Source organism: Amycolatopsis nalaikhensis (assembly GCF_030264295.1).
GTDB classification, from domain to species: Bacteria; Actinomycetota; Actinomycetes; order Mycobacteriales; family Pseudonocardiaceae; genus Amycolatopsis; species Amycolatopsis nalaikhensis.
Genome location: NZ_CP127173.1, coordinates 7,477,434 through 7,503,817 on the forward strand (window position 1 = coordinate 7,477,434; position 26,384 = coordinate 7,503,817).

At 72.2% G+C, this 26,384-nt stretch carries 27 protein-coding genes and 1 pseudogene; 14 read left to right on the forward strand and 14 right to left on the reverse strand.

Annotation, left to right across the window (positions count from 1 at the left end):
• The first annotated feature begins 28 nt into the window (after positions 1–28).
• Complete coding sequence (locus tag QP939_RS36580; protein ID WP_285450969.1) at positions 29–646, forward strand: TetR/AcrR family transcriptional regulator; 618 nt, start codon at positions 29–31, stop codon at positions 644–646.
• A gap of 117 nt (positions 647–763) precedes the next feature.
• On the opposite strand, the gene QP939_RS52400 is transcribed toward QP939_RS36580, so the two are convergent.
• Together QP939_RS52400 and QP939_RS52405 are read right to left on the reverse strand one after the other, a co-directional pair.
• On the reverse strand, positions 764–1,519 hold the full coding sequence (locus QP939_RS52400) for an Orn/Lys/Arg family decarboxylase (RefSeq protein WP_491624957.1): 756 nt from the start codon (positions 1,517–1,519) through the stop codon (positions 764–766).
• Positions 1,520–1,586: 67 nt separating this feature from the next.
• Positions 1,587–2,225 (reverse strand): annotated as a pseudogene (locus QP939_RS52405) (aminotransferase class I/II-fold pyridoxal phosphate-dependent enzyme); the annotation flags it as partial.
• 80 nt (positions 2,226–2,305) lie between these two features.
• On the opposite strand from QP939_RS52405, the gene QP939_RS36590 reads away from it, so the two are divergent.
• The gene (locus tag QP939_RS36590; protein ID WP_285450970.1) at positions 2,306–3,493 is read left to right on the forward strand and encodes an amidohydrolase; all 1,188 of its coding nucleotides are present in this window, start codon (positions 2,306–2,308) and stop codon (positions 3,491–3,493) included.
• Here QP939_RS36590 and QP939_RS36595 read toward each other — a convergent pair.
• Positions 3,444–4,388 (reverse strand): alpha/beta hydrolase, encoded by a 945-nt coding sequence (locus tag QP939_RS36595; RefSeq protein WP_285450971.1) that lies wholly within the window; start codon positions 4,386–4,388, stop codon positions 3,444–3,446. The two genes, QP939_RS36590 and QP939_RS36595, sit on opposite strands and share 50 nt — an antisense overlap.
• A gap of 83 nt (positions 4,389–4,471) precedes the next feature.
• Here QP939_RS36595 and QP939_RS36600 point away from each other — a divergent pair, with 83 nt between their 5' ends.
• Positions 4,472–4,807: an ArsR/SmtB family transcription factor gene (locus QP939_RS36600; protein WP_285450972.1), complete on the forward strand. Its 336-nt coding sequence runs from the start codon at positions 4,472–4,474 to the stop codon at positions 4,805–4,807.
• 1 nt (position 4,808) lies between these two features.
• Positions 4,809–5,306: an SRPBCC family protein gene (locus QP939_RS36605; RefSeq protein ID WP_285450973.1), complete on the forward strand. Its 498-nt coding sequence runs from the start codon at positions 4,809–4,811 to the stop codon at positions 5,304–5,306.
• On the opposite strand, the gene QP939_RS36610 is transcribed toward QP939_RS36605, so the two are convergent.
• Complete coding sequence (locus QP939_RS36610) at positions 5,275–6,243, reverse strand: helix-turn-helix transcriptional regulator (RefSeq protein WP_285450974.1); 969 nt, start codon at positions 6,241–6,243, stop codon at positions 5,275–5,277. The genes QP939_RS36605 and QP939_RS36610 overlap by 32 nt on opposite strands.
• 61 nt (positions 6,244–6,304) lie before the next feature.
• Between QP939_RS36610 and QP939_RS36615 the strand changes: the two genes are divergently transcribed.
• The 4 genes from QP939_RS36615 to QP939_RS36630 all read left to right on the forward strand — a co-directional run bounded on the left by QP939_RS36615 (position 6,305) and on the right by QP939_RS36630 (position 12,834).
• On the forward strand, positions 6,305–7,423 hold the full coding sequence (locus tag QP939_RS36615; RefSeq protein WP_285450975.1) for an epoxide hydrolase family protein: 1,119 nt from the start codon (positions 6,305–6,307) through the stop codon (positions 7,421–7,423).
• On the forward strand, positions 7,423–8,496 hold the full coding sequence (locus QP939_RS36620; RefSeq protein ID WP_285450976.1) for a winged helix DNA-binding domain-containing protein: 1,074 nt from the start codon (positions 7,423–7,425) through the stop codon (positions 8,494–8,496). Before QP939_RS36615 ends, QP939_RS36620 begins: the two co-directional genes overlap by 1 nt.
• A gap of 116 nt (positions 8,497–8,612) precedes the next feature.
• Positions 8,613–11,600 (forward strand): ATP-binding protein, encoded by a 2,988-nt coding sequence (locus tag QP939_RS36625; RefSeq protein WP_285450977.1) that lies wholly within the window; start codon positions 8,613–8,615, stop codon positions 11,598–11,600.
• A gap of 31 nt (positions 11,601–11,631) precedes the next feature.
• Positions 11,632–12,834: an FAD-dependent monooxygenase gene (locus QP939_RS36630; protein ID WP_285450978.1), complete on the forward strand. Its 1,203-nt coding sequence runs from the start codon at positions 11,632–11,634 to the stop codon at positions 12,832–12,834.
• Positions 12,835–13,033: 199 nt separating this feature from the next.
• Here the strand turns inward: QP939_RS36630 and QP939_RS36635 are convergent, their stop codons facing one another.
• The 4 genes from QP939_RS36635 to QP939_RS36650 all read right to left on the reverse strand — a co-directional run bounded on the left by QP939_RS36635 (position 13,034) and on the right by QP939_RS36650 (position 16,340).
• Complete coding sequence (locus QP939_RS36635; RefSeq protein ID WP_285450979.1) at positions 13,034–13,357, reverse strand: DUF3140 domain-containing protein; 324 nt, start codon at positions 13,355–13,357, stop codon at positions 13,034–13,036.
• A gap of 205 nt (positions 13,358–13,562) precedes the next feature.
• On the reverse strand, positions 13,563–14,747 hold the full coding sequence (locus tag QP939_RS36640; RefSeq protein WP_285450980.1) for an FAD-dependent monooxygenase: 1,185 nt from the start codon (positions 14,745–14,747) through the stop codon (positions 13,563–13,565).
• A complete protein-coding gene (locus QP939_RS36645; protein ID WP_285450982.1) occupies positions 14,744–15,193 on the reverse strand; it encodes an HIT family protein in 450 nt (149 codons plus the stop codon). The genes QP939_RS36640 and QP939_RS36645 overlap by 4 nt, the downstream gene beginning before the upstream one ends.
• 22 nt (positions 15,194–15,215) lie before the next feature.
• The gene (locus QP939_RS36650) at positions 15,216–16,340 is read right to left on the reverse strand and encodes a helix-turn-helix domain-containing protein (protein ID WP_285450983.1); all 1,125 of its coding nucleotides are present in this window, start codon (positions 16,338–16,340) and stop codon (positions 15,216–15,218) included.
• 166 nt (positions 16,341–16,506) lie between these two features.
• On the opposite strand from QP939_RS36650, the gene QP939_RS36655 reads away from it, so the two are divergent.
• From QP939_RS36655 to QP939_RS36665, 3 genes are all read left to right on the forward strand, one after another.
• Positions 16,507–17,754, forward strand: coding sequence for a YncE family protein (locus QP939_RS36655; protein WP_434219596.1), 1,248 nt, complete (start codon positions 16,507–16,509; stop codon positions 17,752–17,754).
• 50 nt (positions 17,755–17,804) lie between these two features.
• Positions 17,805–19,034, forward strand: a complete 1,230-nt coding sequence (locus QP939_RS36660) for a pentapeptide repeat-containing protein (protein WP_285450984.1) — start codon at positions 17,805–17,807, stop codon at positions 19,032–19,034.
• Between the two features lie 87 nt (positions 19,035–19,121).
• Complete coding sequence (locus tag QP939_RS36665; protein WP_434219669.1) at positions 19,122–20,246, forward strand: IS701 family transposase; 1,125 nt, start codon at positions 19,122–19,124, stop codon at positions 20,244–20,246.
• A gap of 169 nt (positions 20,247–20,415) precedes the next feature.
• Here the strand turns inward: QP939_RS36665 and QP939_RS52280 are convergent, their stop codons facing one another.
• The 4 genes from QP939_RS52280 to QP939_RS36680 are packed head-to-tail and all read right to left on the reverse strand — an operon-like array spanning position 20,416 to position 22,264.
• The gene (locus QP939_RS52280; RefSeq protein ID WP_414641853.1) at positions 20,416–20,877 is read right to left on the reverse strand and encodes a transposase; all 462 of its coding nucleotides are present in this window, start codon (positions 20,875–20,877) and stop codon (positions 20,416–20,418) included.
• A 40-nt stretch (positions 20,878–20,917) separates the two neighbouring features.
• On the reverse strand, positions 20,918–21,325 hold the full coding sequence (locus QP939_RS52285) for a transposase (RefSeq protein ID WP_414641854.1): 408 nt from the start codon (positions 21,323–21,325) through the stop codon (positions 20,918–20,920).
• A gap of 43 nt (positions 21,326–21,368) precedes the next feature.
• Positions 21,369–21,803: a DUF5655 domain-containing protein gene (locus QP939_RS36675; RefSeq protein WP_285450985.1), complete on the reverse strand. Its 435-nt coding sequence runs from the start codon at positions 21,801–21,803 to the stop codon at positions 21,369–21,371.
• The gene (locus QP939_RS36680; RefSeq protein WP_285450986.1) at positions 21,800–22,264 is read right to left on the reverse strand and encodes a MarR family transcriptional regulator; all 465 of its coding nucleotides are present in this window, start codon (positions 22,262–22,264) and stop codon (positions 21,800–21,802) included. Before QP939_RS36680 ends, QP939_RS36675 begins: the two co-directional genes overlap by 4 nt.
• A 201-nt stretch (positions 22,265–22,465) precedes the next feature.
• Here QP939_RS36680 and QP939_RS36685 point away from each other — a divergent pair, with 201 nt between their 5' ends.
• A complete protein-coding gene (locus tag QP939_RS36685) occupies positions 22,466–23,158 on the forward strand; it encodes a DUF4142 domain-containing protein (protein ID WP_285450987.1) in 693 nt (230 codons plus the stop codon).
• Between the two features lie 2 nt (positions 23,159–23,160).
• Here the strand turns inward: QP939_RS36685 and QP939_RS36690 are convergent, their stop codons facing one another.
• Entirely contained in the window at positions 23,161–24,057 is an 897-nt protein-coding gene (locus QP939_RS36690) for a helix-turn-helix domain-containing protein (protein WP_285450988.1), read from the reverse strand.
• Positions 24,058–24,129: 72 nt separating this feature from the next.
• On the opposite strand from QP939_RS36690, the gene QP939_RS36695 reads away from it, so the two are divergent.
• Positions 24,130–24,525 (forward strand): ectoine synthase, encoded by a 396-nt coding sequence (locus QP939_RS36695; protein ID WP_285450989.1) that lies wholly within the window; start codon positions 24,130–24,132, stop codon positions 24,523–24,525.
• Here the strand turns inward: QP939_RS36695 and QP939_RS36700 are convergent.
• Complete coding sequence (locus tag QP939_RS36700; protein WP_285459929.1) at positions 24,507–25,028, reverse strand: TetR/AcrR family transcriptional regulator; 522 nt, start codon at positions 25,026–25,028, stop codon at positions 24,507–24,509. The two genes, QP939_RS36695 and QP939_RS36700, sit on opposite strands and share 19 nt — an antisense overlap.
• 134 nt (positions 25,029–25,162) lie before the next feature.
• Here QP939_RS36700 and QP939_RS36705 point away from each other — a divergent pair, with 134 nt between their 5' ends.
• Positions 25,163–26,317 carry an FAD-dependent monooxygenase gene (locus QP939_RS36705; protein WP_285450990.1) on the forward strand — a complete coding sequence of 385 codons (1,155 nt, stop codon included), beginning with the start codon at positions 25,163–25,165 and terminating at the stop codon, positions 26,315–26,317.
• The last annotated feature ends 67 nt before the right edge of the window (positions 26,318–26,384 follow it).

Below are 26,384 nucleotides of genomic sequence, written 5' to 3' on the forward strand. Positions count from 1 at the left end.
CGGTACCGAGCTGGGCTATGCTCGAGGGATGACGGAGTTGGAGAAGGGCCCCTCGGGTCAGCGCCGCGGCCGGGGCGCCCGCGAGCGCATCCTCAGCGCGTCACAGCAGCTGTTCCGCGACCAGGGCATCAACCGCACGGGCATCGATCAGCTCTGCGCCGTGGCCCAGGTGTCCAAGCGCACGGCCTACCAGCACTTCGCCAGCAAGGACGAACTCGTCGCCGAATACCTGCGCCGATTCGACCCCGGCGTCATGCCCGAAGTGTTCGACCGCACCGACCTCACGCCCCGCGAACGGCTCCTCGCCGCCTTCGACATCCCCGCGTCGACGCCTCTGTGCCCCTACATCGGGGCAGCGGTCGAACTCCACGACCCCCAGCACCCGGCATCCCAGTACGCACGCGACTACAAGAAGGCCATCGCCGCGCGGCTCACCGAAACCGCCCGCGAAGCCGGCGCCACCGACCCCGAGCAACTCGGCGAACAGCTGGCGCTGCTCATCGACGGCGCCTCGGCGCGGACCCGCGTCGTCGACAGCGATTCCTTTCCGACCGCTGCCGCCATCGCCGCCGTCCTCATCGACAACGCCATCCCCGCGTCATCTTCCCGGCGGTCCGGCGATGACCGCGGAACTGCGGCCGGATGACGGCGCCGGGTTCGGCGATTCGGGAGCGGTAGCGGGACGCGACGCGGACTCCGCGCCCCGGGTCCCTTGGCGGCCTTGGTACCGGTCGTCGCGCAGCCGGGATCTCCGCCTTCGTCGTCAGCGCTTGGCGACGACCCGGACGGACTTGAGCTCGGAGTCTGCCGGGTCGGGCAACTGCATGCCCGCCTCCAGGCCGCTGCGGAGGTAGTCGAGGATCGGCTTCGTCAGCACCTCGCCCGGCAGTACCCCCGGCGCGCCCGGCGGGTACGGGGTGATCATCTCCGCCGCGATCCGGCCCGGTGCCTCGCTCAGCGGGACCTGCTCGGCCGGGCCGAAAAACGCGTCGCGCGGCAGCATCGCCGTCTCCAGCTCGAACTCGTGCGGGGGCGGGATGTCCACCTTCGGCGGCGTCGAGAACGAAGGCGCGGCCCGCAGCAGCGCCTCGAGCGCGTCGATGAGCGCGCCCGCCGTTTTCTCGTCGTCCGAATGGTTGAACTGGGCCACGATCCGGCGGTGGTCCGACAGCCCGACCGTGACGTGCTGGTGCTCGCGCAGCCAGTCGGCGGCCTGGTACCCGCTGATGCCCAGCGGGGCCAGGTCGAGCACGACCTTCAACGGGTCGACCGAATCCGCCAGGTCCGGCCCGAGGAACTCGTCGTGCAGCACCGTCAAGCCGAGGTCGCTCAGGCGGCCGCGCACCGACGTCACCAGGTCGATCGCCGCGCTCAGCAGGTCCTTGCCCTGCTCGACCATCTGCCGCCGCCAGCCGTCGAGTGCCGCGTACACCAAGGAACTCGGGCTGGTCGTGCCCAGCAAATCCTCGCGCGCCTTCAACACGTTCGGGTCGACCCGGTCGCCCTGAAGGTGGAACACCGAGCTTCTGCTCGACGGCCGCGCCCATCTTGTGCACGCTCGTGACGCACACGTCGGCGCCCGCGTACATCCCCCACGGCGGGAGGCCGTCGTGGAACGGCAGGTGCGCGCCCCACGCCTCGTCCACGATCAGCGGGATGCCGCGCTCGTGGCAGACCTCGGCGACCGCGCGGACGTCGCCGCACGTGCCGTAGTCGGTGGGCGTCACCATCAGGGCGCCCTTGACTTCGGAATCGCCGTCGCACGCCTCGGCGAACTCGCGCGGGCCCGGCGGGTGCGTCATCCGCTGCTCGGCGTCCCAGCGCGGCCGCACCCACACCGGCTGCACGCCGCTGACGATCAGCCCGGAGATCACCGACTTGTGGACGTGCCGCGGCACCAGGAGCTTCTCGTGCGGCCCGGCGACCGCGAGCATCGCGCTCTTCACCGACAACGAACTGCCACAGGTGGAGAAGAACGTGTGCTCGGCGCCGACCGCGTCGGCCATCAGCTGCTGGGCCTCGGACAGCACGCCGTGGCGCATCAGCCGGTCGTCGAGGCCGTTGAGGGCGATGACGTCGGAGGCGAACACGTCGGCGCCGACGACGTCCAGGACCCGCCGGTCGACTCCCCGGCCCTGCTTGTGGCCGGGCGCGTTGAACGGAACGTAACCGGCGTCGCGGTAGTCCCGCAGCGCCTCGAGCACCGGTGCCTTGCTGTGGTCCATTGCCGGGGAGTAGCCGGACGCGCGTCTCGTGAAACACCCCCGGTGGTGTGACCGTGCGTGGTGGGGGTATTCCGGTGGGCATGGAGTGGCACGAGGAGCTGCACGAGCGGGCCGACGAACGGATCGCGCACCTGGACGAGCGGCTCTGGGCCGTCGCCACCGCGCTGCACGAACACCCCGAACTGTCCTATGAGGAACACGCCGCCGCGCGACGGCTCACGGCCGAGCTGGCCGCCGACGGCTTCGAGGTGGAGACCGGCGTCGCCGGGCTGCCCACGGCGTTCGTCGCGCGGGCGGGCAGCGGACGCCCCTGCGTCGCGCTGCTGCTGGAGTACGACGCGCTGCCGGGCCTCGGGCACGCGTGCGGGCACAACCTGATCGCCGCGGCGGGCCTCGGGGCCGCGCTCGCGGCGAAGGACGTGCTGGGGGACAGCCCGGGATCCCTGCTCGCCGTGGGCACCCCGGCCGAGGAACGCGGCGGCGGCAAGGTCGCGATGGCCGAAGCGGGCGTCTTCGACGACGTCGACGCCGCCCTGATGATCCATCCCGGCGTCCACTCGTGGTCGTGGGCACCGCTGACCGCGCAAGTCGAGCTGAAGGTGACCTTCCACGGCCGCGCGGTGCACCCGACCGGCGACCCCGAGCACGGGATCGACGCGCTCGCCGCGTTGATCCAGGCGTTCGGCGCGGTGTCGGTCCTGCGCCAGCGGCTGCCCGCCGGCGCCCACGTCCAGGGCATCATCACCCACGGCGGCGAGGCGACGAACATCGTCCCCGACCGGGCCGAAGGCCGGTTCGGGCTGCGCGCGCTCACGACCGACGCGCTGGACCGGCTGGCCGAGGACGTCGCCACGTGCGCGGAGGGCGCGGCGCTGGCGACCGGCGCGAAGGTCGACGTCGAACGCCTCGGGCGCGGCTACGCGCACTTCCGCGACAACCCGGTGCTGTCCGAGCGGTTCACCGAACACCTGGCCGCGTGCGGGATCCACGCGACGCCGCCGACACCCGGGGTGTACCTGGGGTCGTCGGACATCGGCGACGTCAGCGTCCGCGTGCCGGCGATCCACCCGTTCGTCGCGATCACGGCCGAGGAGAACTCCGACCACACCCCGGAGTTCGCGGCCGCGGCGGCGAGCCCGCGCGGCCGGTCGGCGATGCTGGCCTCGGCGGCGGCGCTGGCCCGCACGGCGATCGACCTGCGGACGCATCCGGCGCTGGTCAGCCGGGCGTGGGACTGCTTCCGGGACCTGGCGCGGAACGAGCACTGACCGGCGGGCGGCGCAGCAGCCGCTCGACGTGGTTCATCGCCTCGCGGCCCTCGGGAATGGCCTGCATCAGCCAGTTGTGGAACATGCCGGGGTATTCGCGGTAGTCCACTTCGATCCCCGCGTCCCTGGCCTGTGCGACGAACCGGCGCGCGTCCGGCAGCAGGACGTCGCGGGTGCCGATGAACAGCGTGATCGGGCCCAGGCCGGTCAGGTCGGCGTGGATCGGGCTGACGAGCGGGTCGCGCGGGTGGCTGCCCTCGGCGTACATCCGGCCCGCTTCGCGCAGCCCGGCGATGCCGAGCATGGGGTCGGTCTCGTCGAGCAGCTCCGAAACCGGGTCTTCGAGCAGCACGTCCAGCCACGGCGAGTAGAGCACCAGCCGGTCGGGCTGCGGCCGCCCGGCGGCACGCAGGTTCTGCGCGATCGCCAGGGCCAGGGCGCCGCCCGCGGAGTCTCCGGAGACGACGACGCGTTCGTCGCCCGCGGCGACGCCGTCGTAGGCCGCCTGCACCATCGGGATCGTGGTGGTGTGGTCGTGGTGGGGCACCAGCGGGTAGACCGGCAGCGTCACCGCGCAGCCGAGCTGGGCGACCAGGTCGGCGGCGTACTGCCAGTGGTGCTTCTCGACCTGCTCGACGTAACCGCCGCCGTGCAGGTGGAACACGTGCAGGTCGCTCGTCGCGCCGTCGCGCGGGCGGAAGGTGTAGCAGGGGAAACCGTGGACCTCCCACCGGTCCACCGCGCAGCGGCGGCGCACCCGCCTCGGCGGCCGGGCCATCGACGCGCGCTGGTGGCGGGGCAGGCGGTGGTGCAGGGCCGAAGCGTCGTCGTAGAACCGTTTCTGGCCCGAGGCGCGCAGCAGGGCCATCCGGATCTTCGCCTGCGCACTGACCACGCCGGACTCCTTCCTGTCGGGTCCGCGACGGTTACCCGGCACACCGGTCTTGACGCATACCCATATGGGAATATGATGGGCGCGTGGCACGAGCGGCGACGACGGCGGACACGTTCAACGCGGTGGCCGAACCCCGGCGGCGGCAGATCCTCGACGTCCTGATGGGCGGCGAGCGGTCGGTCGGCGACCTGGTCGACCTCCTCGGCCTGGCGCAGCCCCAGGTGTCGAAGCACCTGCGGGTACTGCGCGAGGTGGGCGCGGTCGACGTGCGCGGCGACGGCCGCCAGCGGCTCTACCGGCTCAACGGGGCCGCGCTCAAGCCGATCCACGACTGGGTCAAGCGCTACGAGCGGACGTGGGCGGAGCGGTTCGAGCTGCTGGACGACGTCCTGGAAGACCTCAAGGAACAGGAGCAGTGACGTGGTGGAGACGAAGAGTGCGAAGATCACCCTCCCGGCCGACGACCAGATCCTGATCACGCGGGAGTTCAACGCGCCCAAGCACCTGGTCTACCGCGCGTGGACCACGCCGGAGCTGGTGCGGCGCTGGTGGAGCGGGCACCGCGGGACGACGACGGACGTCGAGATGGACCTGCGGCCCGGCGGCCGGTGGCGGTACGTGCTGAAATCCGATGACGGTACCGAAGTCGGCTTCCACGGCGAGTACCGCGAAGTCGTGCCGGAGGAGCGGATCGTCTACACCGAGGTGTTCGAGATGCCCGGCGTGCCGCTGGATTCCGTGGACGGGCCGGTCAGCACGGTCACGTTCACCGCCCTCGACGGCGACCGCACGCTGCTGCGCCTGCTGACCGAGACGGGCAGCAAGGAACTGCGGGACACGATCCTCGAGTCCGGCATGGAGATCGGCATGCAGGAGCAGATGGTCCTCATCGAGGAGATCGCGAACTCCCTGCGCTAGCCGCGCGCAAGAACCGCTCGCCGGTCTTGGCCAGTTCCGCGGCCAGCTCCGGCGCGTCGAGCACCTCGAAGTCCACTTCGAGCATTCCCAGGTACAGCGCGAGCATCTGCGCGTTGTCGGAGCCGACCTCGGCGACGCAGCGGACCGGGCCCTCGGGGGTCACCTCGACCGCCAGCGGGAGGCGGGCGCGTACGTGCTCGGCCGAAGCGTGCAGCCGCACCTTCGCGTGGAACCGCCACGTCGCCGCGCCCGCGCTGCGCTGCACGAACCGCGCGACGTCGCCTTCGGGTGGCTCGCGCCGGGCGAAGCGCGGGCCGTTCGGCACCCGCGGGGCCATCCGGTCGACGCGGAACGTGCGCCAGTCGTCCCGGCCGGTGTCCCAGGCGACGAGGTACCAGCGCCGTCCCCAGCTGACCAGCCGGTGCGGCTCGACGTCGCGGCGGCTCGCGGCGCGCTCGTGGCTGGTGTAGTCGAACCGCAGCCGCTCGCCGTCGCGGATCGCCGCCGCGATGGCGCTCAGCACATCGGCGTCGACGGCGGGACCGGCACCGGGCACGGCGACCGTCGCGGCCTGCAGGGCGTGCACGCGGTGCCGCAGCCGGGACGGCAGCACCTGCTCCAGCTTCGCCGCGGCCCGCACCGACGTCTCCTCGATCCCGGCGACACCGGCGGCCGTCCGCAGCCCGACCGCGACGGCCACCGCTTCGTCGTCGTCCAGCAGCAACGGCGGCAACTGCGCGCCCGCGCCCAGCCGGTAACCGCCCTGGACGCCGGGGGCGGCCTCGACCGGGTAGCCGAGCTCACGCAGCTTGCCGACGTCGCTGCGGACGGTCCTCGTGGTGACGCCGAGCCGATCGGCCAGGTCGGCGCCGGTCCAGTCGCGGCGCGTTTCGAGCAGCGACAGCAGCCGCAGCAGGCGGGCGGAGGTCTGCAACATTTTCCGAGGATCGCACGAATCGCGGAAGAAAGTCTTCCGCGATGGTTCCTAGCTTGGTCCCATGACGAACTCCTTCCGCATCGAGATCCCGCAGGCCGACCTGGACGACCTGCACCGCCGCCTGACCCAGGCCCGGTTCGCCGACCCGGTGCCCGGCGACGAGCCGGACTGGTCCCGCGGCATCCCCACCGAGGCCGTGCGCGAGCTGGCCGAGTACTGGCGCGACGGCTTCGACTGGCGGGCCCAGGAAGCGGCGTTGAACGCGTTTCCGCAGTTCACGACCGAGATCGACGGCCAGACCATCCACTTCCTGCACGTCCGGTCGCCGCGGGCCGACGCGCTGCCGCTGCTGCTGACCCACGGCTATCCCAGCTCGTTCGCCGAGTTCCTCGACGTCATCGGGCCGCTGACCGAGCCGGGCGAGGACGCGTTCCACGTCGTCGTGCCGTCCTTGCCCGGCTTCGGCTTCTCGACGCCGTTGAGCGGGCCGGGCTGGGAACTGGCGCGGACGACGGAGGCGTTCGCCGAGCTGATGACCCGGCTCGGTTACGACCGTTTCGCGGCGCAGGGCGGCGACATCGGCGCGGGCGTCACGGGACGGCTCGCCGCGTTGTACCCCGAGCGCGTCATCGGCACGCACGTCAACAGCGACCGCGGCACGATCGCCCTGGCCGGGGAGCAACTCCCGCTGCCCGCGGACCTTTCCGCCGCCGAACAGTCCGAATTGGACGCCGCGCGGGAGGCGTGGAAGGCCGGGCGCGGGTACCTCGACCTCCAGTCGCACACGCCCGAGACGATCGCGGCGGGGCTCACCGACTCCCCGGTGGGGCAGCTGGCCTGGCTCGCCGAGAAGTTCCGCGCGTGGACCAACCCGGACGGCGGGATCAGCCGCGACCGCCTGCTGACGACGGTCAGCCTGTATTGGTTCACGCGCAGCGGCGCGACGGCGGCCCGGTTCCTGTACGAGGCGGCGCACTCGGGCCACGGCTGGCTGGCGCCGTCGGCGGTGCCCGCGGGCTGGGCGGTGTTCAACACCTCGCCGGTGGTGCGCCGGATCATGGACCCGGAGGGGAAGATCGAGCACTGGTCGGACTTCGCGGAAGGCGGTCACTTCGCGGCGATGGAGGCTCCCGAGCTGCTCGTCGCGGACGTCCGCGCGTTCTTCCGCAAGCTCCGCTGATGACGGTCTTGGGGCAGCGCGCGCTCAACCGCGCGCTGCTCGCGCGACAGCACCTGCTCGAGCGCGCGTCGCTGTCGGCCACCGAGATGGTCGGGCACCTCGTCGGGATGCAGGGGCAGGCCCCGCTGGCGCCGTACGTCGCGTTGTGGACGCGGCTTTCCGCATTCCGGCCGGAGGAACTGGCTCGTCTGGTGACCGGCCGCGACGTCGTGCGCGGGTTGCTCATGCGCGGGACCGTCCACCTGGTACTCGCCGACGACGCGCGGGTCCTGCGGCCGCTGGTCCAGCGCGTGGTGGCGGCTGGTTACACCGGGCACTTCGGCCGTCGCGTCGGCGGGGCCGACCTGGGCGAGGTGGCGGCGCTCGGCCGGAAGCTGCTCGAAGAACGGCCTCGTAGTCGGCGTCAGGTGCAGGACGCCTTCGCCGAGCGGTGGCCGGAGCACGACGCCGAGGCTCTGTCTTACGCGGTCGCGTACTTGGTGCCGACCGCACAGGTCACGCCTCGCGGGGTTTGGGGCGAGACCGGGCCCGCGAGGCTTACCACGCTGGACGGCTGGCTGGGGCGGCCGCTCGCGGAGGACCCGTCGCTCGAGGATGTTGTCCGGCGCTATCTTCGCGCTTTCGGCCCGGCTTCGGTCGCCGATGTCCAGGCTTGGTCCGGGTTGACGAAGGTGCGTGATGTCGTCGAGGCGATGGGGCTGCGGACGTTTCGCGCGGAGTCGGGTGAGGTGCTGTACGACGTCGAGGATGGGTTGCTGCCGGGGCCGGATGTTCCGGCGCCGGTGCGGTTCTTGCCCGAGTACGACAACGTGTTGCTGGGGCATGCCGATCGTGGACGGGTGCTTCCGCCCGGGCGTCGGGTGCCGTTGCCGCCCGGGAACGGAGCCTCGCGTGGGACCCTGCTGGTGGATGGGTTCTATCGCGCGGACTGGCGGTTGCACGGGACTGGGTTGACGGTGACGCCGCACGGGAGGCTGGCGACGGGGCAGCGGGCGGAGATCGTGGCGGAAGGTGGGCGGCTGCTGGAGTTCCTCGGCGCGGGAGAGGCGGAGGTCCGGTTCGGCGGGATCTGACCGCCGGACTCTGCCAAGAGGCGGGTGGCTGCCGTTGTTCCTCGGCGCGGGCGACACGGAAGTCCGATTCCGCGGAAACCGACCGCCGGACCGGGCCGCTGGGACAGAATCGGCGGGTGCAGTTCGCCATCCTCGGGCCGGTCGAAGCCCGCCGCTCCGACGGGACGCCCGTCGCGCTCGGCGGGCCTCAGCTGCGCGGCTTGCTCGCGCTGCTCGCGCTCGATGCCGGACGGGTGATCAGCGCGGACCGGCTCATCGACGGCCTGCACGGCGACCACCCGCCCGACGGGGCCGCCGACGCCCTGCAGTCCCAGGTGTCCCGGCTCCGGCGTCGCCTGCGTGACGGCGGCGCGCCCGATGGCCTCGTCGAGTTCACGCCCGCCGGGTACCGGCTGGCCGTCGACCCCGAAAACGTCGATGTCCACCGGTTCGACCGGCTCGTCACCCAGGCGCGGGACACGCCCGATCCGGCTGCGCGGCTCGACCTGCTCGACCGGGCCCTCGCGCTGTGGCGGGGACCGGCGCTCGACGGCCTCGCCGACCCGCCCACCGCGGCCCGCCTGGCGGAACTCCGCCTCGCCGCCACCGAAGACCGTGTCGACGCAGCTCTCGCGCTCGGCGACCACGACCGGCTCGTCGCCGAACTCCGGGCGCTGACCGCCGAACACCCCTTGCGCGAACGGCTCGCCGCGCAGCTCATGCGGGCGCTCCACGGCAGCGGCCGCTCCGCCGAAGCCCTCACCGTGTTCGCCGAAGTCCGGGAACGGCTCGCCGAGGAACTCGGCGCCGACCCGTCGGCCGACCTCACGGACGCCCACGCCGCGGTGCTGCGGGCCGCCCCGGCGCGCCGGGTTCCCGTGCCGCTCACCGGGTTCGTCGGCCGCGTCGAGCTGGACCGGCTCACCGCCGCCCTGCGCGACGCCCGGCTCGTCACGCTCACGGGGCCGGGCGGTGCGGGCAAGACCCGGCTCGCCGTCGAAGCCGCCGTCCGTGAACGCGGTGATGTCTGCTTCGCCGAACTGGCGGCGACGACCGAGGTCGCGCACGCCGTGCTCGCGGCGCTGGGCCTGCGTGAACAAGGCGTGCTGGCCCCCGGGGCCCCGCCGGACCCGGTCGAACGGCTCGCCGCCGGTCTCGCCGACCGGTCGGTGCTGCTGGTGCTCGACAACTGCGAACACGTCGTCGCCGAGACCGCCCGGCTCGTGCGGCGGCTGCTCGGCGCCTGTCCCGGGCTGCGCGTGCTCGCCACCAGCCGTGAGGCACTCGGCCTGACCGGCGAGACGCTCGTGCCGGTCGGCGCGCTGTCCGCCGAAGCCGCCGAGCGGCTCTTCACCGAGCGGGCCGCGGCCGTCGCGCTCGGCGCCGTTCCCGATCCGGCCGCGGTGACGCGGATCTGCGCCGCCCTCGACGGCCTGCCGCTGGCGATCGAACTCGCCGCCGCGCGGCTGCGGTCGCTGTCGGCCGACGACGTCGCCGCCCGCCTCGGCGACCGCTTCGGCCTGCTGTCCCGCGGCGATCGGTCCGCCGAGCCGCGGCACCGGACCCTGCGTGGCGTCGTCGAGTGGAGCTGGGACCTCCTCGACCCGGCGGAGCGGCGGCTGGCCGGACGCTTCGCCGGGTTCGCCGGTGGCGCGCGGCTCGACGCCGTCGAGCGCGTCTGCGAGGTGTCCGGCGACGTGCTCACCGGGCTGGTCGAGAAGTCGTTCGTGGAGTTCGACGGTGCCCGCTACCGGATGCTGGAGACGATCCGCGCGTTCTGCGCCGAGCAGGGCGACGACTGTCGCGCGGCGCACGCGAAGTACTTTTTGGACATCGCCCGTGAGGCCGAGCCGAAACTGCGCGGCGCGGACCAGCTGACGGCACTGGCCGAGCTGACCGCCGAACACGCCGACCTGCACGCGGCCCTGCGCTGGAGCGCCGAGCACGAGCCTGAGCTAGCCCTGCGGCTCGTCGCGGCCCTGACCTGGTACTGGTGGCTGCGCGGCCTGCGCAGCGAGGCGACGCCGTTCGCCGACGCCGTGCTCGCCGCCATCGGCGCCGAACCGCCGCCGGGGCTGGCCGAGGAGTACGTCCTCTGCGTGATCCACGCGTCGGCGACCGACGTCGAGATCGAGCCGATCCTGCGGACGCTCCACCGGCTGCGTTACCCGTACCTGTTCCTGCTGTGGGCGTTTTCCCCGCGCGCCAAGGCGAAGGAAGGGGAGCGGCTGGCCGGGCTGATCGGCGACGACGCCTGGTCGCGGGCGTTCGCGCGCATCGGTGACGGCCTCGGCGCCCAGTACCAGGGCCGGATCGCCGAGGCCGAGACGCACTTTTCCGAGGCACTGCAAGGATTTCGCGAACTCGGTGACCGCTGGGGTGCGGCGAGCGCACTGGAGAAGCTCGCGGAGTTCGCGGACTGGCGCGGCGACCACGCGCGGTTCCGCGAGCTGATGGACGAGTCCGTCCGGCTGGCGGGGGAACTGAGCGCGTTCGAGGACGCCGCCGACCTGCTCTGCCGCCGCGCGGACGGCGTGCTCCGCGCCGGGGACCCCGACGCCGCGCGCGCCGACTACGAAGCCGCCGCCGAGCAGGCACGCGCCGCGGGCACGCCGGTGACGCTGGCGCGGGCTCGCGGCGGGCTGGGCGAGATCGCGCGACGCGCGGGCGACCTGGCCGCCGCCCGCCGCTGGTACGCCGCCGCGGTCGGCCTGGCCGTCGACCCGGTGACCGGCGGCGAGACGCGGATCCGCCTGCACACCGGCTTCGGCTGGACGGCGGCCGCCGAGGGCCACCTCGACGAAGCCACCGAACTGCACCAGGAAGCCCTCGCCACGGCGCTGGAGCACGCGAACCTGCCCGGCGCGGCCCAGGCGGTCGAAGGCCTCGCCGGGGTGCTCGCGGGACGCGCCGAGGACGACCGGGCCGCGTTCCTCCTCGGCGTCGCCGTGGGCCTGCGCGGCGCGCCCGTGACCGGCGACCCCGACGTCGCCGCCGTGACGGCTCAGGTCCGGGCCCGCATCGGCGCCGACGCGTACGCCGAAGCCTTCGCCCGTGGCCGGGAAATGCCGCCTGAGCAGGCGTTGAGCGAGTTCGGTCAGCGGCGGTTCGCGCTCGGTTCGTGAGCGGTTGGCGGCCCCGGCCACGCTGCGGGGCATGACGAAGACGATCCTGATCTCCGGCGCGAGCGTCGCCGGTCCCGCCCTCGCCTGGTGGCTGCACCACCACGGCTTCCGCGCCACCGTCGTCGAACGCGCCCCGAGCCTGCGCGAAGGCGGCTACAAGGTCGACATCCGCGGCGTCGCGGTCGACGTCGTCCGCCGGATGGGCTTGCTGGACGAGGTGCACGCGGCGAGCACCGACATGCGCGGTGCGGCGTTCGTGAACAAGCGCGGCAAGGAGGTCGCGACGCTCGACGCCGACACCTTCGGTTTCCGCCACGGCGACGACACCGAAATCCTGCGCGGCGACCTGGCGAAGATCCTGTACGACCACACCCGCGCCGACGTGGAGTACGTCTTCGGCGACTGGATCACCGGGCTGGACCAGTCCGCGGCGGGCGTCGACGTCACGTTCGCGCACGGCGAGCCGCGCCGGTTCGACTTGGTCGTCGGCGCGGACGGGTTGCACTCCGGGGTCCGCGCGCTGGCGTTCGGCCCGGAAGAGGACTTCCTGCGCCGCTTCGACGCCTACATCTCGATTTCGACGGTGCCCAACACGCACCGGCTGGACCGCTGGGAGCTGCTGCACTCGGCGGCGCCGGGCAAGATGGTCAACGTCTACAGCACGGCCGGGGCCGCCGACGCGAAGGCGGCGTTCTGGTTCAGCGCCCCGCCGCTGCGCTACGACCGGCGCGACGTCGACGGCCAGAAGAAGCTTGTCGCGTCCCAGTTCGACGGTCTGGGCTGGGAAATCCCGGAGCTGCTGGAGGCGATGCGCGCGGCGGGCGACTTCTACTTCGACCCGGTGTGCCAGATCGTCGCCGACCGGCTTTCGGCGGGCCGCGTGACGTTGCTGGGTGACGCCGGGTACTGCCCGTCCCCGGCGTCGGGCCAGGGCACGAGCCTGGCGCTGGCGGGCGCGTACGTCCTGGCGGGCGAGCTGGCCGCGGCCGCGGGCGACCACGAGCCGGCGTTCGCGCGGTACGAAGCGGAAATGCGGCCGTACATCGAAAAGAACCAGGCGCTGGCGAAGACGGCGTTGCGCGGGATCCTCCCGCAGTCGCGGGCGTTCGCGTGGATCAACACCCGGATGATCAAGCTGATGCCCCACCTCCCGGGCCGCAACCGCGTCCTGGAGCAGATGGCCCGCCCCGTCCGCGAGGCGGCGAACGCCTTGGTGCTGAAGGACTACGCCTAGGGCCTGTATCGAATTCGGTCGGAGCCGTTCGGCGATCGCAGCCGACCTACGCCTCGCCGTCCACGCTGCCGCCGGTGGCCGCTAGTCAAAGGTCTTGAATGAGTCATTCAGGTCTTCGGAGGTCCTGAATGACTCATTCAAGACCTCGCGGAAGCCGCGGCGTCCATGCCGGACACCGGCGCCGACTTCGATACAGGCCCTAGGCGAGCGGGTCGTGGCCCCAGTTCATCAGCGAGTGGCGCCAGGTGGTGTCCCGGACGTCGCCGGAGGGCCGCTGGGCCAGGTGCCGGTGCACGTACCCGACGACCTTGCGCATGTGGGCGTGGTCGTCGCCGGTCAGGTCGGCCTTTTTGGTCCGCAGCAGCTCGACGATCCGGCGGCCGGACTGGTGGCCGACGGACTCGCCGCCGCCGTCGTGCTGCCCGGCGGCTTTCGACTCGTCGGTCCGCAGCCAGTCGTCCAGCTGCCGGGCGGTCATGTTCACGGCGTCGCCGAACTCGCGGCGGGTCTCCTCGTCGTCCATTCCGGACGGGTACCCCGCGTGATCACGGGTACTCCCCAGGTCAGGAGGTGTGGTGATGGGCAAGGAGTTCCGCAGGGGCGACCGCGTGCGCTGGGACGCGGGCAACCAGAGTTCGGTCGCGGAGGAGCCGCAGTACCTGGTGCGCAGCGAGAAGTCCGGAAGACCGCCGTGCACCACCCGGACAAGCTGCACGAGGCCTGAACCGCTACGGCGCCCCGGAGTCCGGCACCCCGGCGTAGTCCGGCAGGTCGACGCCGTCGAGCGCGCGCTCGATCAGCGGCATGAGCACGTCCATGTCGGGCTCGGCGTCCGGCCCGGTCGCGCCGCGGATCCGCACGTGCCACCGGCCCATCTCCTGGTTGGCCTCGACGAACGAGCGCATCCGCGCCTCGTACGCGGCGAACCCGGCCGCCGGGTCCCAGCCGGCGGCGGCCAGTTCGCCGGCCAGCAGGTAGGCGCCGACCAGGGCCAGGCCGGTGCCCTGCCCGGACATCGGCGACGCGCAGAACGCCGCGTCGCCGAGCAGCCCGACGCGCCCGTCCGACCAGCGGTCCAGCACCACCTGCGCGACCTGGTCGAGGTAGAAGTCCGGGGTGTCGTCCAGGTGCGCGAGGATGCGCGGGGTCAGCCAGCCGAAGCCCGCCAGCCGCTCGCGCAGCAGGTGCTTCTGCCCCTCGACGTCGCGGTGATCGACGTCGAACTCCGCGGCGGGGAAGGAAAACATGGCCATGCCCCGGGTGGCGTCCCGGATGGGCCGCAGCGCCGCCGAGCGCCCGGACTCCGGGTCCTGGTACTCGAGGTACCACCGGTCCAGCCCGAACTCGTTGGGCACGCTGTAGAAGGCCAGCACGAGCCCGAGGTGCCGGACGAACTGCTCGTGCGGCCCGAAGACCATCGCGCGCAGCGCCGAGTGCAGCCCGTCGGCGCCGACCACCAGGTCGAAGCGCCGCCTGCCGCCGCTCGCGAACGTGACGTCGACGCCGTCCGCGTCCTGGGTGAGCTCGGCGATCCGGTCGCCGAAGACGTATTCGACGCCGTCGGCCGTGTCGTCGTGCAGGACCTGGGACAAGTCCCCGCGCAGGATCTCGATGTCCGCGATGAACCCGTCGCCGCCGTCGTCGTCGGCGCGGTGGGTCTCCAGGATGGTCCCGTCGGCGTCCACCATGTGCGCGCCGGCGGTTTCGGTGCGGGCCGCGCGCACCGCCGCGTCCAGCCCCATCCGCCGGATGACCTCCTTGGTCACCCCGCGCGCGTCCACCGCCTGGCCGCCCGGACGCACGCCGGGAGCCCGCTCGATCACGGTCACCTCGGCGCCCCGGCGCCGCAGCCAGTGGGCCAAGGCGGGGCCCGCGATGCTCGCCCCGGCGACCAGGACCTTCGCGCCGCTCACCGCGCGGCCCGCACCTTCGCCGCCACTTCGGCCAGTTCTTCCCGGTCGCGCACCCGCCAGTCGGCCTGCATGACGAAGCCGTCGTCCGCGTGGCGGGGAATCACGTGCAGGTGGACGTGCGGGATCTCCTGGCCCGCGGCCTTGCCGTCGGCCAGGAAGAGGTTGATGCCGTCGCACGGCAGGTCCGTGCGGCGCAAGGCCGCCGCCAGTTCCTGGGCGACGCCGAACATCCGGGTGCCCGTCTCGGGCGGCAGCTCGGCCAGGTCCGCGTAGTGCGCGCGGGGGAGCACCAGCAGGTGGCCGGTGGTCACCGGGCGGAGGTCGACGATGCCGACGAACTCGTCGTCTTCGTGGACCAGGGCCGCGGGGGCGCGGCCGGTGCCGATCGCGCAGAAAACGCATTCCCCGCCGGACGTGGTCGCGGGCAGGCGCTGGGGTTCAGCCATGCGCATGACCCTATCCGGGTGATCACCGGGTGAGCCAGTGGTTCAGCGCCCACCAGGACCGCACGGCGTCGAGGACGCTCGCGCCGGAGTTTTCCGCCAGCGCCAGCGGGGTCAGCTCGGCCAGCCGGTCGAGGCGGTAGCGGACCGTGTTCGGGTGCAGGTGCAGTGCTTCGGCCGTGGGCCGCAGCCGCTGCCCGTGGTCGAGGTAGGACAGCGCGGTGGCCGCCAGCTCGCGGTGGAACGGGTTCACGGGGTCCAGCGCGCCGAGCAGGTCCGCGGTGAGGAGGTCGCCGAGCAGCGGCTGGGCCGACACCGCGAGCTCGCCCGCGAGGGACGTGAGGTCGTGGTACCCGCGCCGGTCGCGGGCCGCCGCGAGGCGCGACGCGGCCGTGCACAGCCGGTGGATTTCCGGCAGCGCGGGCAAAGCCGCGCCGGGCGCGGCGATCAGCAGCACGTCGCCGGCGAGCGCGACGCCCGCGGGCGACCGGGCCGCCAGGCCGGTGAGCCTGCCTTCGACCAGGCCGTAGACCCCGCCGAACTCGAGCAGCGCCTGTTCGAGCGTGCGAGCGTGCGCCGGGTCGCTGACGTCGGACACGACGCAGTGGTACCGGCCATCGGGACGCAGTCCCGCCCGCCGGAGCTCTTCGGGGGCCGGCGGCGGCCCGGCGAGCAGGAGGTTCCGCAGCAGCTGGGTGCGCGCGTCCCGCACCGTGCGCGAAAGCTGGAGTTCGGCGGCGTGGTAGCCCTTGACGATGTGGCGTTCCAGCGCGCCGGTGTAGCGCTCGGCGTCGAGGACCGTCTGGAGGATGACGTCGTCGGGCAGGCCCGCGGCCCGGCAGCGGTCGACGGCGACGCGTGCCGCGAGGGTGCGTCCCGCCTGGACGCCGCGCAGCAGGTCGGTGAGCGGGACACCCTGGGCGGCGCGGTCGGCCCCCAGCGCCTCGGCCGTCGTGTAGTCGGCCGTGTCGGGGTTCGTCGTGGCCCGCAGTGCCGCGGTGAGCAGGAACTGGACGTGCCGCCGGTTTTCCGCCTCCGGCAGCCGCGCGACCTCGGGGGACTGGCTCCGCGCGGCCTTCACCAGGTCGTCCACGACGTGCTCGTCCGCGGCCATCTCGTCGAGCACCCGCCGGAGCAGCGGCAGCGACACGGCACCTCCCCGAACCCGTTGTGGCAGGGGCACAACCAGCTGCCCGCGTTGTTGGCCGAACGGACCTACCGGACCCCTTCCGGTCGCCGGTTATCGTGACGATACCGGACAGTAACCGCGTTACCTCGCGATAGCCGCACCTCTTCACCGTCGAAAGGTGTCTCCCGTGCGCAAACGGTCCTACCTCTCCCGAGTGGCGTCCCTCTTCTCCGCGGCGGCCGTGCTGGCGACCGGGGCGGCGGTGCCGGCGATCGGCGCCCCGGCCGCGCTGCGGGAGGTGATGTTCGTCGGCAACAACTGGGAAGGCACGGCGGACGTCATCGAGTCACGGGGCAGCTTCGCCCGCATCGGGCGGGTGAACATCATCCCGGACAAGGACGCGCGGCTGGCGGAGATCTACCTGAACCCGGTCAAGCTCGCGTTCTTCCTCGGCATCCGCAACGGGCCCGGCGAGGGCCACGACCAGTTCGTCGACGACATGTACACCACCCCGGACGGCTCGTCGGTGGTGGCGTCGCGGCCGAGCTTCGCCGACGTCGTGTCGGTCAACCTCGCGACCGGCCGGATCAACTGGCGCTTCCCGGTGTCGGGCTTCCGGTCCGACCACATGGCGGTGTCGCCGGACGGCCGCCGCGTCGCGGTGTCGGCGTCGACGTCCAACACGGTGCACGTGCTGGACATCGTGACGGGACAGCAGGTCGGCTCGTTCGCCACCGGCGACAAGCCGCACGAAAACGTCTTCACCGACGGCGGCCGCTACCTGTGGAACATGTCGATCGGCGAGGTGAACACCGACCTCGACGACCCGGGCTGGGACTTCACCAAGGGGGACCGGCGGATCACGGTCGTCGACGCCGCGACGTTCCGCCAGGTGAAGGTGATCGACATGCGGCAGCGGCTCGACGCGTTCGGGCGCCGCGACCTGTCGGACGCCGTGCGCCCGGTCGCGTTCACCCCGGACGAGTCGAAGCTGTACTTCCAGGTGTCGTTCTTCAACGGCTTCCTGGAGTACGACGTCGCGACCGACAAGATCACGCGGCTCAAGGAGCTGCCGAAGAACCCGGCCACGAGCGACGATCGCACGACGTTCGTCAACGACTCGCGCCACCACGGGATGTCGATGAGCCCGGCGGGCGACAAGCTGTGCATCGCCGGGACGATGGACGACTACGCGACGGTGGTCGACCGCGCGACCCTGCAGCAGGGGCCGTTGGTGCCGGCGGTGAAGCCGTACTGGGCGACGGTGAGCGGGGACGGGAGCGCGTGCGTGATCTCGGAGGCGGGCGCCGACCGGGTCACCGCGATCGACTTCGCGACAGGGCAGAAGCGGGTGTCGGTCCCGGTGGGCGACCACCCGCAGCGGGTTCGCATCGGCCACGTGCCCGAAGGCTGGACGGGTCCGGCTAACTCCTGACGCGGCTCGAGGTTGTGCGCACCTCCGCCGGGACGGTATGACGCTGGGTCATGCCGTCCCGCGCGCCGCACGACCGGCCCCGCCTCCGCATCTCGCTGGGCCTCAACATCGCCGTCCTGCTCGCCGTCGCCGTCGTCGCCGCGGTCGGCGTCGGCGCCGTGGCGTGGTGGTTGCTGGGCCGTCCGCCGATCCGCGCGGCCGGCCGGTGGACGCCCGGGGAGAGCTTCGACTTCGCCAAGATCGTGCTCGCGGTGGTCGGCGGGGCGGGCGCGGTCGTGGCGCTGGTCGTGGCCTACCGCAGGCAGCAGCTCGGCGAAGCGGCCGAGCAGCGCGAAGAGATCAAGCTCTTCGCCGAACGGTTCACCAAGGCTTCGGACCAGCTGGGCGCGGAGAAGGCCCCGGTCCGCCTCGCCGGCCTGTACGCCTTGGAGGATCTCGCCCGCGGCACGCCCGCCCAGCGCCAGACGATCGTCAACGTGCTCTGCGCCTACCTGCGGATGCCGTATGCGCCGCCGGACGAGTCCGAATCCGCGGGGGAGGAGAACGAACGCCGCCGGCAGGAGCTGCAGGTCCGCCTGACCGCTCAGCGGATCCTCGGCGCCCACCTCCGCCCTGACGACGCGGCGGAGTTCTGGCGGGACATCGACCTCGACCTGACCGACGCGACGCTCGTCGAGTTCGACCTCGGCCGGTGCCGGGTGCGGGCCGCGCGGTTCCACCGGGCCGAGTTCGCCGGGCGGGCCGACTTCGCCGAGGCCCGGTTCGACGGGGTGGCCGGGTTCGGACTGGCCACCTTCACCGGCGTGGCCGACTTCGGGGAAGCGGAGTTCGCGGATTCCGCCGCGTTCGGGGGCGCCGGGTTCCGCGAGTGGGCGCGGTTTTCCGAGGTGCGGTTCGGCGCGGACGCCGCCTTCGCCGAGGCCGGGTTCGGCTGGCTCGCGGCCTTCGACGGCGCCGACTTCGCCGGGGCCGCGGGGTTCCGAGGCGCTCGTTTCCGGGAGGCCTGGTTCACCCGGGCCACGTTCGGCGGTGTCGCGAAGTTCACCGGAGCCGAGTTCGGCGCGAACGCCGAGTTCGGCGGGGTGCGGGTCCGGCTCGACCCGCCCCGGCGGCCGACGACGGTGCGGCTGGGCGGCGAAGTGGTCGACGAGGACGCCTACCCGGAGGAAGCCGACCACGATTTTCCCGGCGCGCTGGTCGTCGTCGATCCGCCCGCGGAGAACGATGCCTCGCTGCCCGGACGCCCGGGACGCTGGGGTCACCTGGCGTCAGCGGACTAGTACTGCAACGACACTTCGTGATGGATTGATCCGCGTGTCGGTTAGGCTCTGGTTCGTTGGTCGTGTAGTTGATCTTGTGTGCTGGAGATGGTGACGGACTGGTCGGCGCGTTTCGCTGCGTTCGCGGGGCGGTTCGCGACGCGGTTTTCCCGGGTGGAGCCCCGGCGGCAAATGGTGTCCTACCTGCGGGGCCTGCTGGCGGAAGCCGAGCGCAAGAACGGCTGGACCCTGGCCGAGATGGCGGGCGAGGCGGGTCCGCAGGGCATGCAGCGGCTGCTGAACTTCTACGCCTGGGACGCCGAGGGCATGCGTGATGACGTGCGTGATGCGGTGGTCGACGTGCTCGGGGACGCCGAACGCGGCGTGTTGATCGCCGATGAGACCGGATTCGTGAAGAAGGGCACGAAATCCGCCGGCGTGGCGCGCCAGTATTCGGGCACGGCCGGGCGAGTCGAGAATTCGCAGATCGGCGTGTTCTTGGCGTACGCCTCGGATCGGGGACGAGCTTTGATCGATCGCGAGTTGTACCTGCCGAAAGAGTGGATCGCGGATCGGGGCCGGTGCGCTGCGGCCGGCATTCCCGACGACGTCGGATTCGCGACCAAGCCCGAGTTGGCACAACTGATGGTGGAACGCGCGCTCGCCGCGAGAATCCCGTTTGCGTGGTTCACCGCTGATGAAGCCTACGGGCAGGTCGGGCGGCTGCGGCTCTGGCTGGAAGAACACGATATCGCACATGTACTCGCCGTACCCAAGTCCCAAATGGTGATTTCCATGGATCTGCGGCAACGACGCGCCCGCGCCGTCATCGCGGAGGTCGAACCGGCCGCCTGGCAACGTCTGTCCTGCGGCGATGGAGCGCACGGGCAACGGATCTACGATTGGGCGGTGGTCGACATCCGGCCTCTACGCCGACAAGAAGTCGGCCACTGGCTGCTGGCCCGCCGCTCTGTCAGCGATCCCACCGATATCGCCTATTACATTTGCTTCGGCCCCGCCGGCACCGACATCCGCGAACTGGTGCGCGTCGCCGGAAGCCGCTGGGCAATCGAAGAAAGTTTCCAAACCGCGAAAAACGAAACAGGACTCGACCACTACCAGGTCCGCCGATACGAAGCATGGTATCGGCATATCACCCTCTCCATGGCGGCAGCGGCGTTTCTCGTCCTCACTCGAGACGCCGCGAAAAAAGGGGATCCACACCCGGCCTGATACCGCTCACCTCCAACGAAATTCGCAGACTGCTCAACCGCGTCACCGCACCGATCCGCCGCACAAGCCAGCATGCGATGCACTGGTCACGATGGCGACGAGCCAGCCAAGCCCGGGCGCGTGCCAGCCACTACCGACGACGCGGCCATCACGAAGTGTCGTTGCAGTACTAGGGCGTGTCTGACAATGTTTTGGTCCAGGTGATCACGGCGTGGAGGACGACTGCTGAGCGGTAGACGATGGCGAGCTTGTCATAGCGGGTGGCCAGGCCTCGCCATTGTTTGAGCAGGTTGAACCGGCGTTCGGCAACGTTGCGGCCGCGGTAGTCCACCGGGTCGAAGGCGGGCGGCCGCCCGCCGCGGGAACCGCGGCGTTTGCGGTGCCCGGCCTGATCAGCAGGCTCCGGGATCACGGCGGTGATGCCGCGGCCGCGCAGATGACTGCGGATCGCTCGCGAGGAGTAAGCCTTGTCACCGCGGACCCTGTCGGGCCGGGTACGAGCCCGACCGTGTCCAGTTCGAGGGATCCGCAGGTGCCGCATCAGATGCGGGAACATCGGCGCGTCCCCGGCCTGGCCCGGCCCGACCAACATCACCAGCGGCCGGCCGTTCCCGTCGACGAGGTGGTGCACCTTGGTGCTCCACCCGCCGCGGGATCGGCCGATCGCATGATCAGGCGGCTCGGCGAGCAGATCCGTGTAGTTCGACCCAGCCCCCTGTGGGGCGGGTGATGTTGGTGGCGTGCTGATGCGCTCGGGCGATCGTGGAATCCACCGACACCGACCAGTCCACCATGCCCGCGGCGTCGGCTTCGGTGAGCAGGCGCTGCAGGACGGTGTCCCAGGTGCCGTCACCGGCCATCCGGCGATGCCAGGTCCAGATTGTCTGCCACGGACCGAACACCGCCGGCACATCCCGCCACGCCAGTCCGCACCGATACCGATAGATGATCCCCTCGACCATCGCCCGTGCATCCGAGAACGGCCGCCCACGCTTACCGGTGCGGGCCGGCAGTAGATCCTCGATCAACGCCCACTGAGCATCCGAGAGCAACTGAAACCGCGACACGACCAACAGCATCCCAGCCACCATCCAGAATGTTTGTCAGACACGCCCTAGCGGTTCAGGACGTCTCGAAGGCGAGCGTGAACCAGTCCCGCACCTCGTCGTCCACATCGGACACCCCGCGCAGGCTGAGCTTGTGCCCGACCCGAGCCCCTTTGGCCCAGCCGGCCGGGGCGATGCGGGCCGTCGTCACCGGATGTGGCAACCACAGGTACACCAGCACGTCGCGGGAGCGGGGGCGCAGCTCGGCGAGCTTGTGCTCCCGCTTCAGGAACACCCCGACCTTGACGGCGTCCTCGTGGACGTCGCCGAGGGTGTGCACGTGCTCGAGGACCGCGTCGTACACCTCGCGCTGCCACGGCGGCTTGCCCGCGAACGTGTCCTCGACCGTGCAGCCCGGCACGCACGTGTGGCCCTGGCCGGCGCGCGCGAACTCGCGGTCGCAGCGGGGGCAGGTCCAGCGGGTCGGCATGCCGTCCAGGATGGCACTCACAGCGGGACCGGGCCCAGCGCCGGGACCGTCTCGGCCGCGTGCACCAGCCTGCGGGCCGCCGTCGCCGCGGCCTTGCGCTGCGTCGCCGGCAGGCGGTCCAGCAGGGCACCCAATGCGGCGTGCCGCCGGTCGAGGACCTGCGCCACCAGCTCGCGGCCCGCTTCGGTGACCTCCAGGGTGACGACGCTGCGGTTGCGCTCGTCGCGGCCGCGGGCGACGTAGCCGAGGCCTTCCAGGCGGTCGGCCAGCCGCGTCACCGACGACGCGTTGACCCCCATCGCCGCCGCCAGGCGCGAGCTCGGGACCCGGCCCAGGCGGTCGAGGATGAGCAGCAGGCGCGTCTGCGGGAAGGTGACCTCGGGCGGGGCGGCGTGCGCGCACTCCCACGCGATCCCGACCAGGACCAGCGTGAGGCCGTCCAGGGCCACCACGTCCGGGTCGGCGTCTTCGAGGATTTGCATGCCGCAATACTTGCCAATCGCAAGAGCTTCGGTCAAGATGGGGACCCCGGCACTCGACCGGCCGGTCTTCCGCGCGCCCACAATGGACTCTTTGTCGCGCGAAACCCGTTGACCCGCAAGGGAAATCTTTCGAAATTCCGGTGAACTCCGTGGCGACCGGAGCCGTGTACCCCGTGCAGGCACCCGTCAGAAGGAGGAACGATGCCGGATCACCGTGGCATGACGGCCAAGGTCAGGGCCCGGGCCGTGCTGGTCGTCGTGGCCACCCTCGCCGTGGTCGGCGTGGGATCGGTCATGGTGCTGCGGGCCAGCGCCGAACAGCCCGCCGCGGCGCAGGTCCCGGCGTACGCGCACGACATGGCGGCGATGCGGCCGGGCTCCGCGGCGGCCGGCGACATCGGCGGGGCGGGGCCGGTCACCGAGCTGGACAAGACGTTCCTGGTCAAGGTGCGCCAGGCCGGGCTGTGGGAGATGCCCGCGGGCGACCTCGCGCAGACCCACGCCAGCAGCGAGGCGGTGAAACGCGCCGGGCTGCACCTGCTGGACGGGCACTCCCACCTCGACCAGCTGGTCCGCGAGGACGCGAAGATGCTGGGGGTGACGCTGCCCGACCAGGCCAGCGCGGAACAGCAGGGCTGGGTCCGGCAGCTGACGGCGGCGCAGGGCCTCGAGTTCGACAAGCTGTTCGTGAACCTGCTGCGAGCATCGCACGGCAAGATCTTCGCCACGATCGCCGAAGTCCGCGCGGGCACGCGGAACGACGTGATCCGGCGGCACGCGCGCCAGGCGAACCAGACGGTCCTCGACCACATGGAGGTGCTGGAGGACACGGGGTTGGTGGACGAGAAGACACTGGCCGACGTCGCGGCGGCGGTGAACCCACCGCCCAAGTGACCTCAACCGTCGCGGGCAGCCCGCCGGTACGCCGATGGCGACATCTTCATCGCTCGCGTGAAGTGGTGCCGAAAGGTCGCCGGGCTGGCGATACCCACGGCGGCACCCACCTCCTCCACCGGCAGCGCACCGTGGGCCAGCAGTGGCAAGCTGGCCGCGATCCGCTGGGCGACCACCCACCTCAGCGGGCTGGTCCCGGTCCGCTGAGCGAAGTGCCGCAGGAACGTCCGCGGCGCGAGGTGCGCCCGGCGCGCCAGTTCGGCCACCGTGATCGGCGAGGCGAGGTGGTCCAGCGCCCACGCCATCGCGCGCTCCACCCCGTCGCCCGCCGCCGGTTCGCGCACCGCCGCCACGGCGACCTGAGCCTGGTCGCCCTCCCGGTGCGCCGGGACCAGCAAGTGCCGCGCCACCGCGTTGGCGACCGCGGCTCCGTGGTCCGCGCGCACGAGGTGCAGGCACAGGTCCAGCGCCGCGGCGTTGCCCGCGCCCGTGAGGACGTCTCCGCCATCCACGTACAGCACGTCGGGCCGGACCAGGATCCGCGGGTGGCGTCGGCGCAACAGCTCCGTGTACTGCCAGTGCGTCGTCGCCTCGCGGCCGTCGAGCAGCCCGGCCGCGGCCAGCGCGAACACCCCCGAACAGATCGAGACGACGCGGGCGCCACGTTCGTGCCCGTCCCGCAGGGCGGCCACGAGCCGGGGCGGGACTTCGCCCTCGACGTCCGGTACCGCCACGACGATCTGCGTGTCGGCCGCCGCGAACACGTCCTCCTGCCCCGGTGCGCACACCCGCAGGTCGTACTCCGGCCTCCCGAACACCTCGACCACGGTGCCGAATTCGTAGGACGCCAGCCCGTCGAAAGCCGCCACCGCGACGGTGTGAGGGCGGCCGGACGGCATGGCGGAATCTTAGCGGTCACGGGGCGTTCCCGCCCCTGTCCGGGACGCCGACCGGCTACCAGGATCGGAGGCATGATCATTCACTCGCTGGCCGAAGTCACCGGCACCGAACGGGAAGTGCGCGGTCCTCTGTGGACCAGCCGCCGTCTGCTGCTCGCCGGGGACGGCGTCGGATTCTCGCTCAACGACACCGTGGTGCACGCGGGCGCGGAGCTGGAGATGCAGTACCTCAACCACGTCGAAGCGGTCTACGTCGTCGAGGGCCGGGGCGAGCTGGTCGACGAGACCGGGCAGACCCACCCCCTCGAGCCCGGCGTGCTGTACCTGGCCGACGCCCACCAGCGCCACACCTTGCACGCCCACACCGAGTTCCGCGCGCTCTGCGTCTTCGACCCGCCCCTCACCGGCCGCGAAGTCCACGACGAACGCGGCGCGTTCCCGCCGCCGGGTCAGGCGCCCGCGAGGTAGCGCTGCACCGTCGGGCCGACCTCCTCGACGATCTCGGCCGGGGTCAGCGCGACGACCGGCGGCAGGCGCAGCACGTACCGCGTCAGCGCCAGGCCGAACAGCTGGCTGACGATCAGCCCGGCACGGCGCGGGGCGTCGGCCGGGTCGCCGAAGCGCAGCACCGCCGGGGTCACCTGGCGCGCGAACACCTCCCGGATCTTCTCGACGACCGCGTCGTCCGCCACCGCCGACCGCAGCAGCGTCAGGAGGATCTCGTCGGTCGGCGGCCGTTCCCACAACGCGAGGAACTGGCGGGTCAGCAGCTCGCCGACGGTGGCCGGGTCGGCCGCGCCGAGGTCCGGCAGCTCGAGCTCGACGTCCACGGCCGCCGCGAACAGGCCGTCCTTGCTGCCGTAGTAGCGCATCACCATCGACGGGTCGATGTCCGCGTCGGCGGCGATCGAGCGGATCGTCGCGCGGCGGAAGCCGTCGGCGGCGAAGCGGCGGCGGGCGGCTTCGAGGATGGCCGCCCGGGTGGCGTCGGAGCGGCGGGGGACTCAGCCATGTCAACAAGTGTAGGCCAACACTTGTTGACAGGCCAGCCCGGCGATGCCTACAGTCGATGCCAACAGTTGTTGGCAAACTCGGAGGTGCCGCCATGTCCCTGCCCGCCCGTACCGATGTGCTCGTCGTCGGAGCCGGTCCCGCCGGGCTCGCCGCCGCGATCGCGCTGGCCGACGCCGGGGTCGACTTCGTGCTGGTCGACCGCCAGGCCGAAGGTGCGAACACCTCGCGGGCCTGCGTGGTGCACGCCCGCACGCTGGAGGTGCTGGCCGAGCTCGGCGTCACCGACCGCCTGAAGGAGCTGGGTGTCGTGGTTCCGACGTTCACCGTCCGCGACGGCGCCGCGGTCCTCGCCCGAGTGCCCTTCGCCGGGCTGCCCACCGACTACCCGTACACGCTGATGGTGCCGCAGGACCGCACCGAGGCCGTGCTGCTGGCGCGGCTGCGCGAGGCGGGCGGCGACGTCCACCGCCCGGTCGAGGTGACGGCCGTCGCCGGGGACGCGACCGGGGTCACCGTCACGACGTCAGCCGGCACCGTGCGCGCGAAGTACGTCATCGGTGCCGACGGCATGCACAGCCGCGTGCGCGACGAAGCGGGCATCGGGTTCACCGGCGCCACCTACGCCGAGTCGTTCGTGCTGGCCGACGTCCGGATGAGCTGGCCGCTGGACCGCGAAGAGGTCAGCCTGCACCTGTCGCCGGAGGGCGTCACGGTGGTCGCGCCGCTGCCCGGCGCGGCCGACCGCTACCGCGTGGTCGCCACGGTCGCCGAGGCCCCCGAACGCCCCGGCGTCGCCGACATCCAGTCCATTGTGGACGCGCGCGGCCCGGAGGGCGCCCGGACGCGGGTCACCGAAGTCCTGTGGAGCTCGCGGTTCCGCGTGCACCACCGGGTCGCCGACCACTACCGCGCCGGTCGCGTCCTGCTGGCGGGCGACGCGGCCCACGTCCACAGCCCGGCCGGCGGCCAGGGCATGAACACGGGCATCCAGGACGCCGTCGAGCTGGGCCGCCTGCTGGCCAGGGTGGTCGCGGGGGAGCCGGACGCGCTCCTGGACACCTACGAGGCCAAGCGGCGTCCGGTGGCCACCGAGGTGGTGGCGTTCACCGACCGCATGACGCGGATGGCGACGCTGCGCCCGCGCGTCGCCCGGGTGCTGCGCAACTCGGTGATGAAGCTGGCGTTCTCGCTGCCGCCGGTGCGGGCGAAGCTGGCGTACCGGCTGGCGGAGCTGGCCGCCCGCTGACCGCCCACCGGAGGTCGTGAATGAGTCATTCAGGACCTCCGAAGACCTGAATGAGTCATTCAAGACG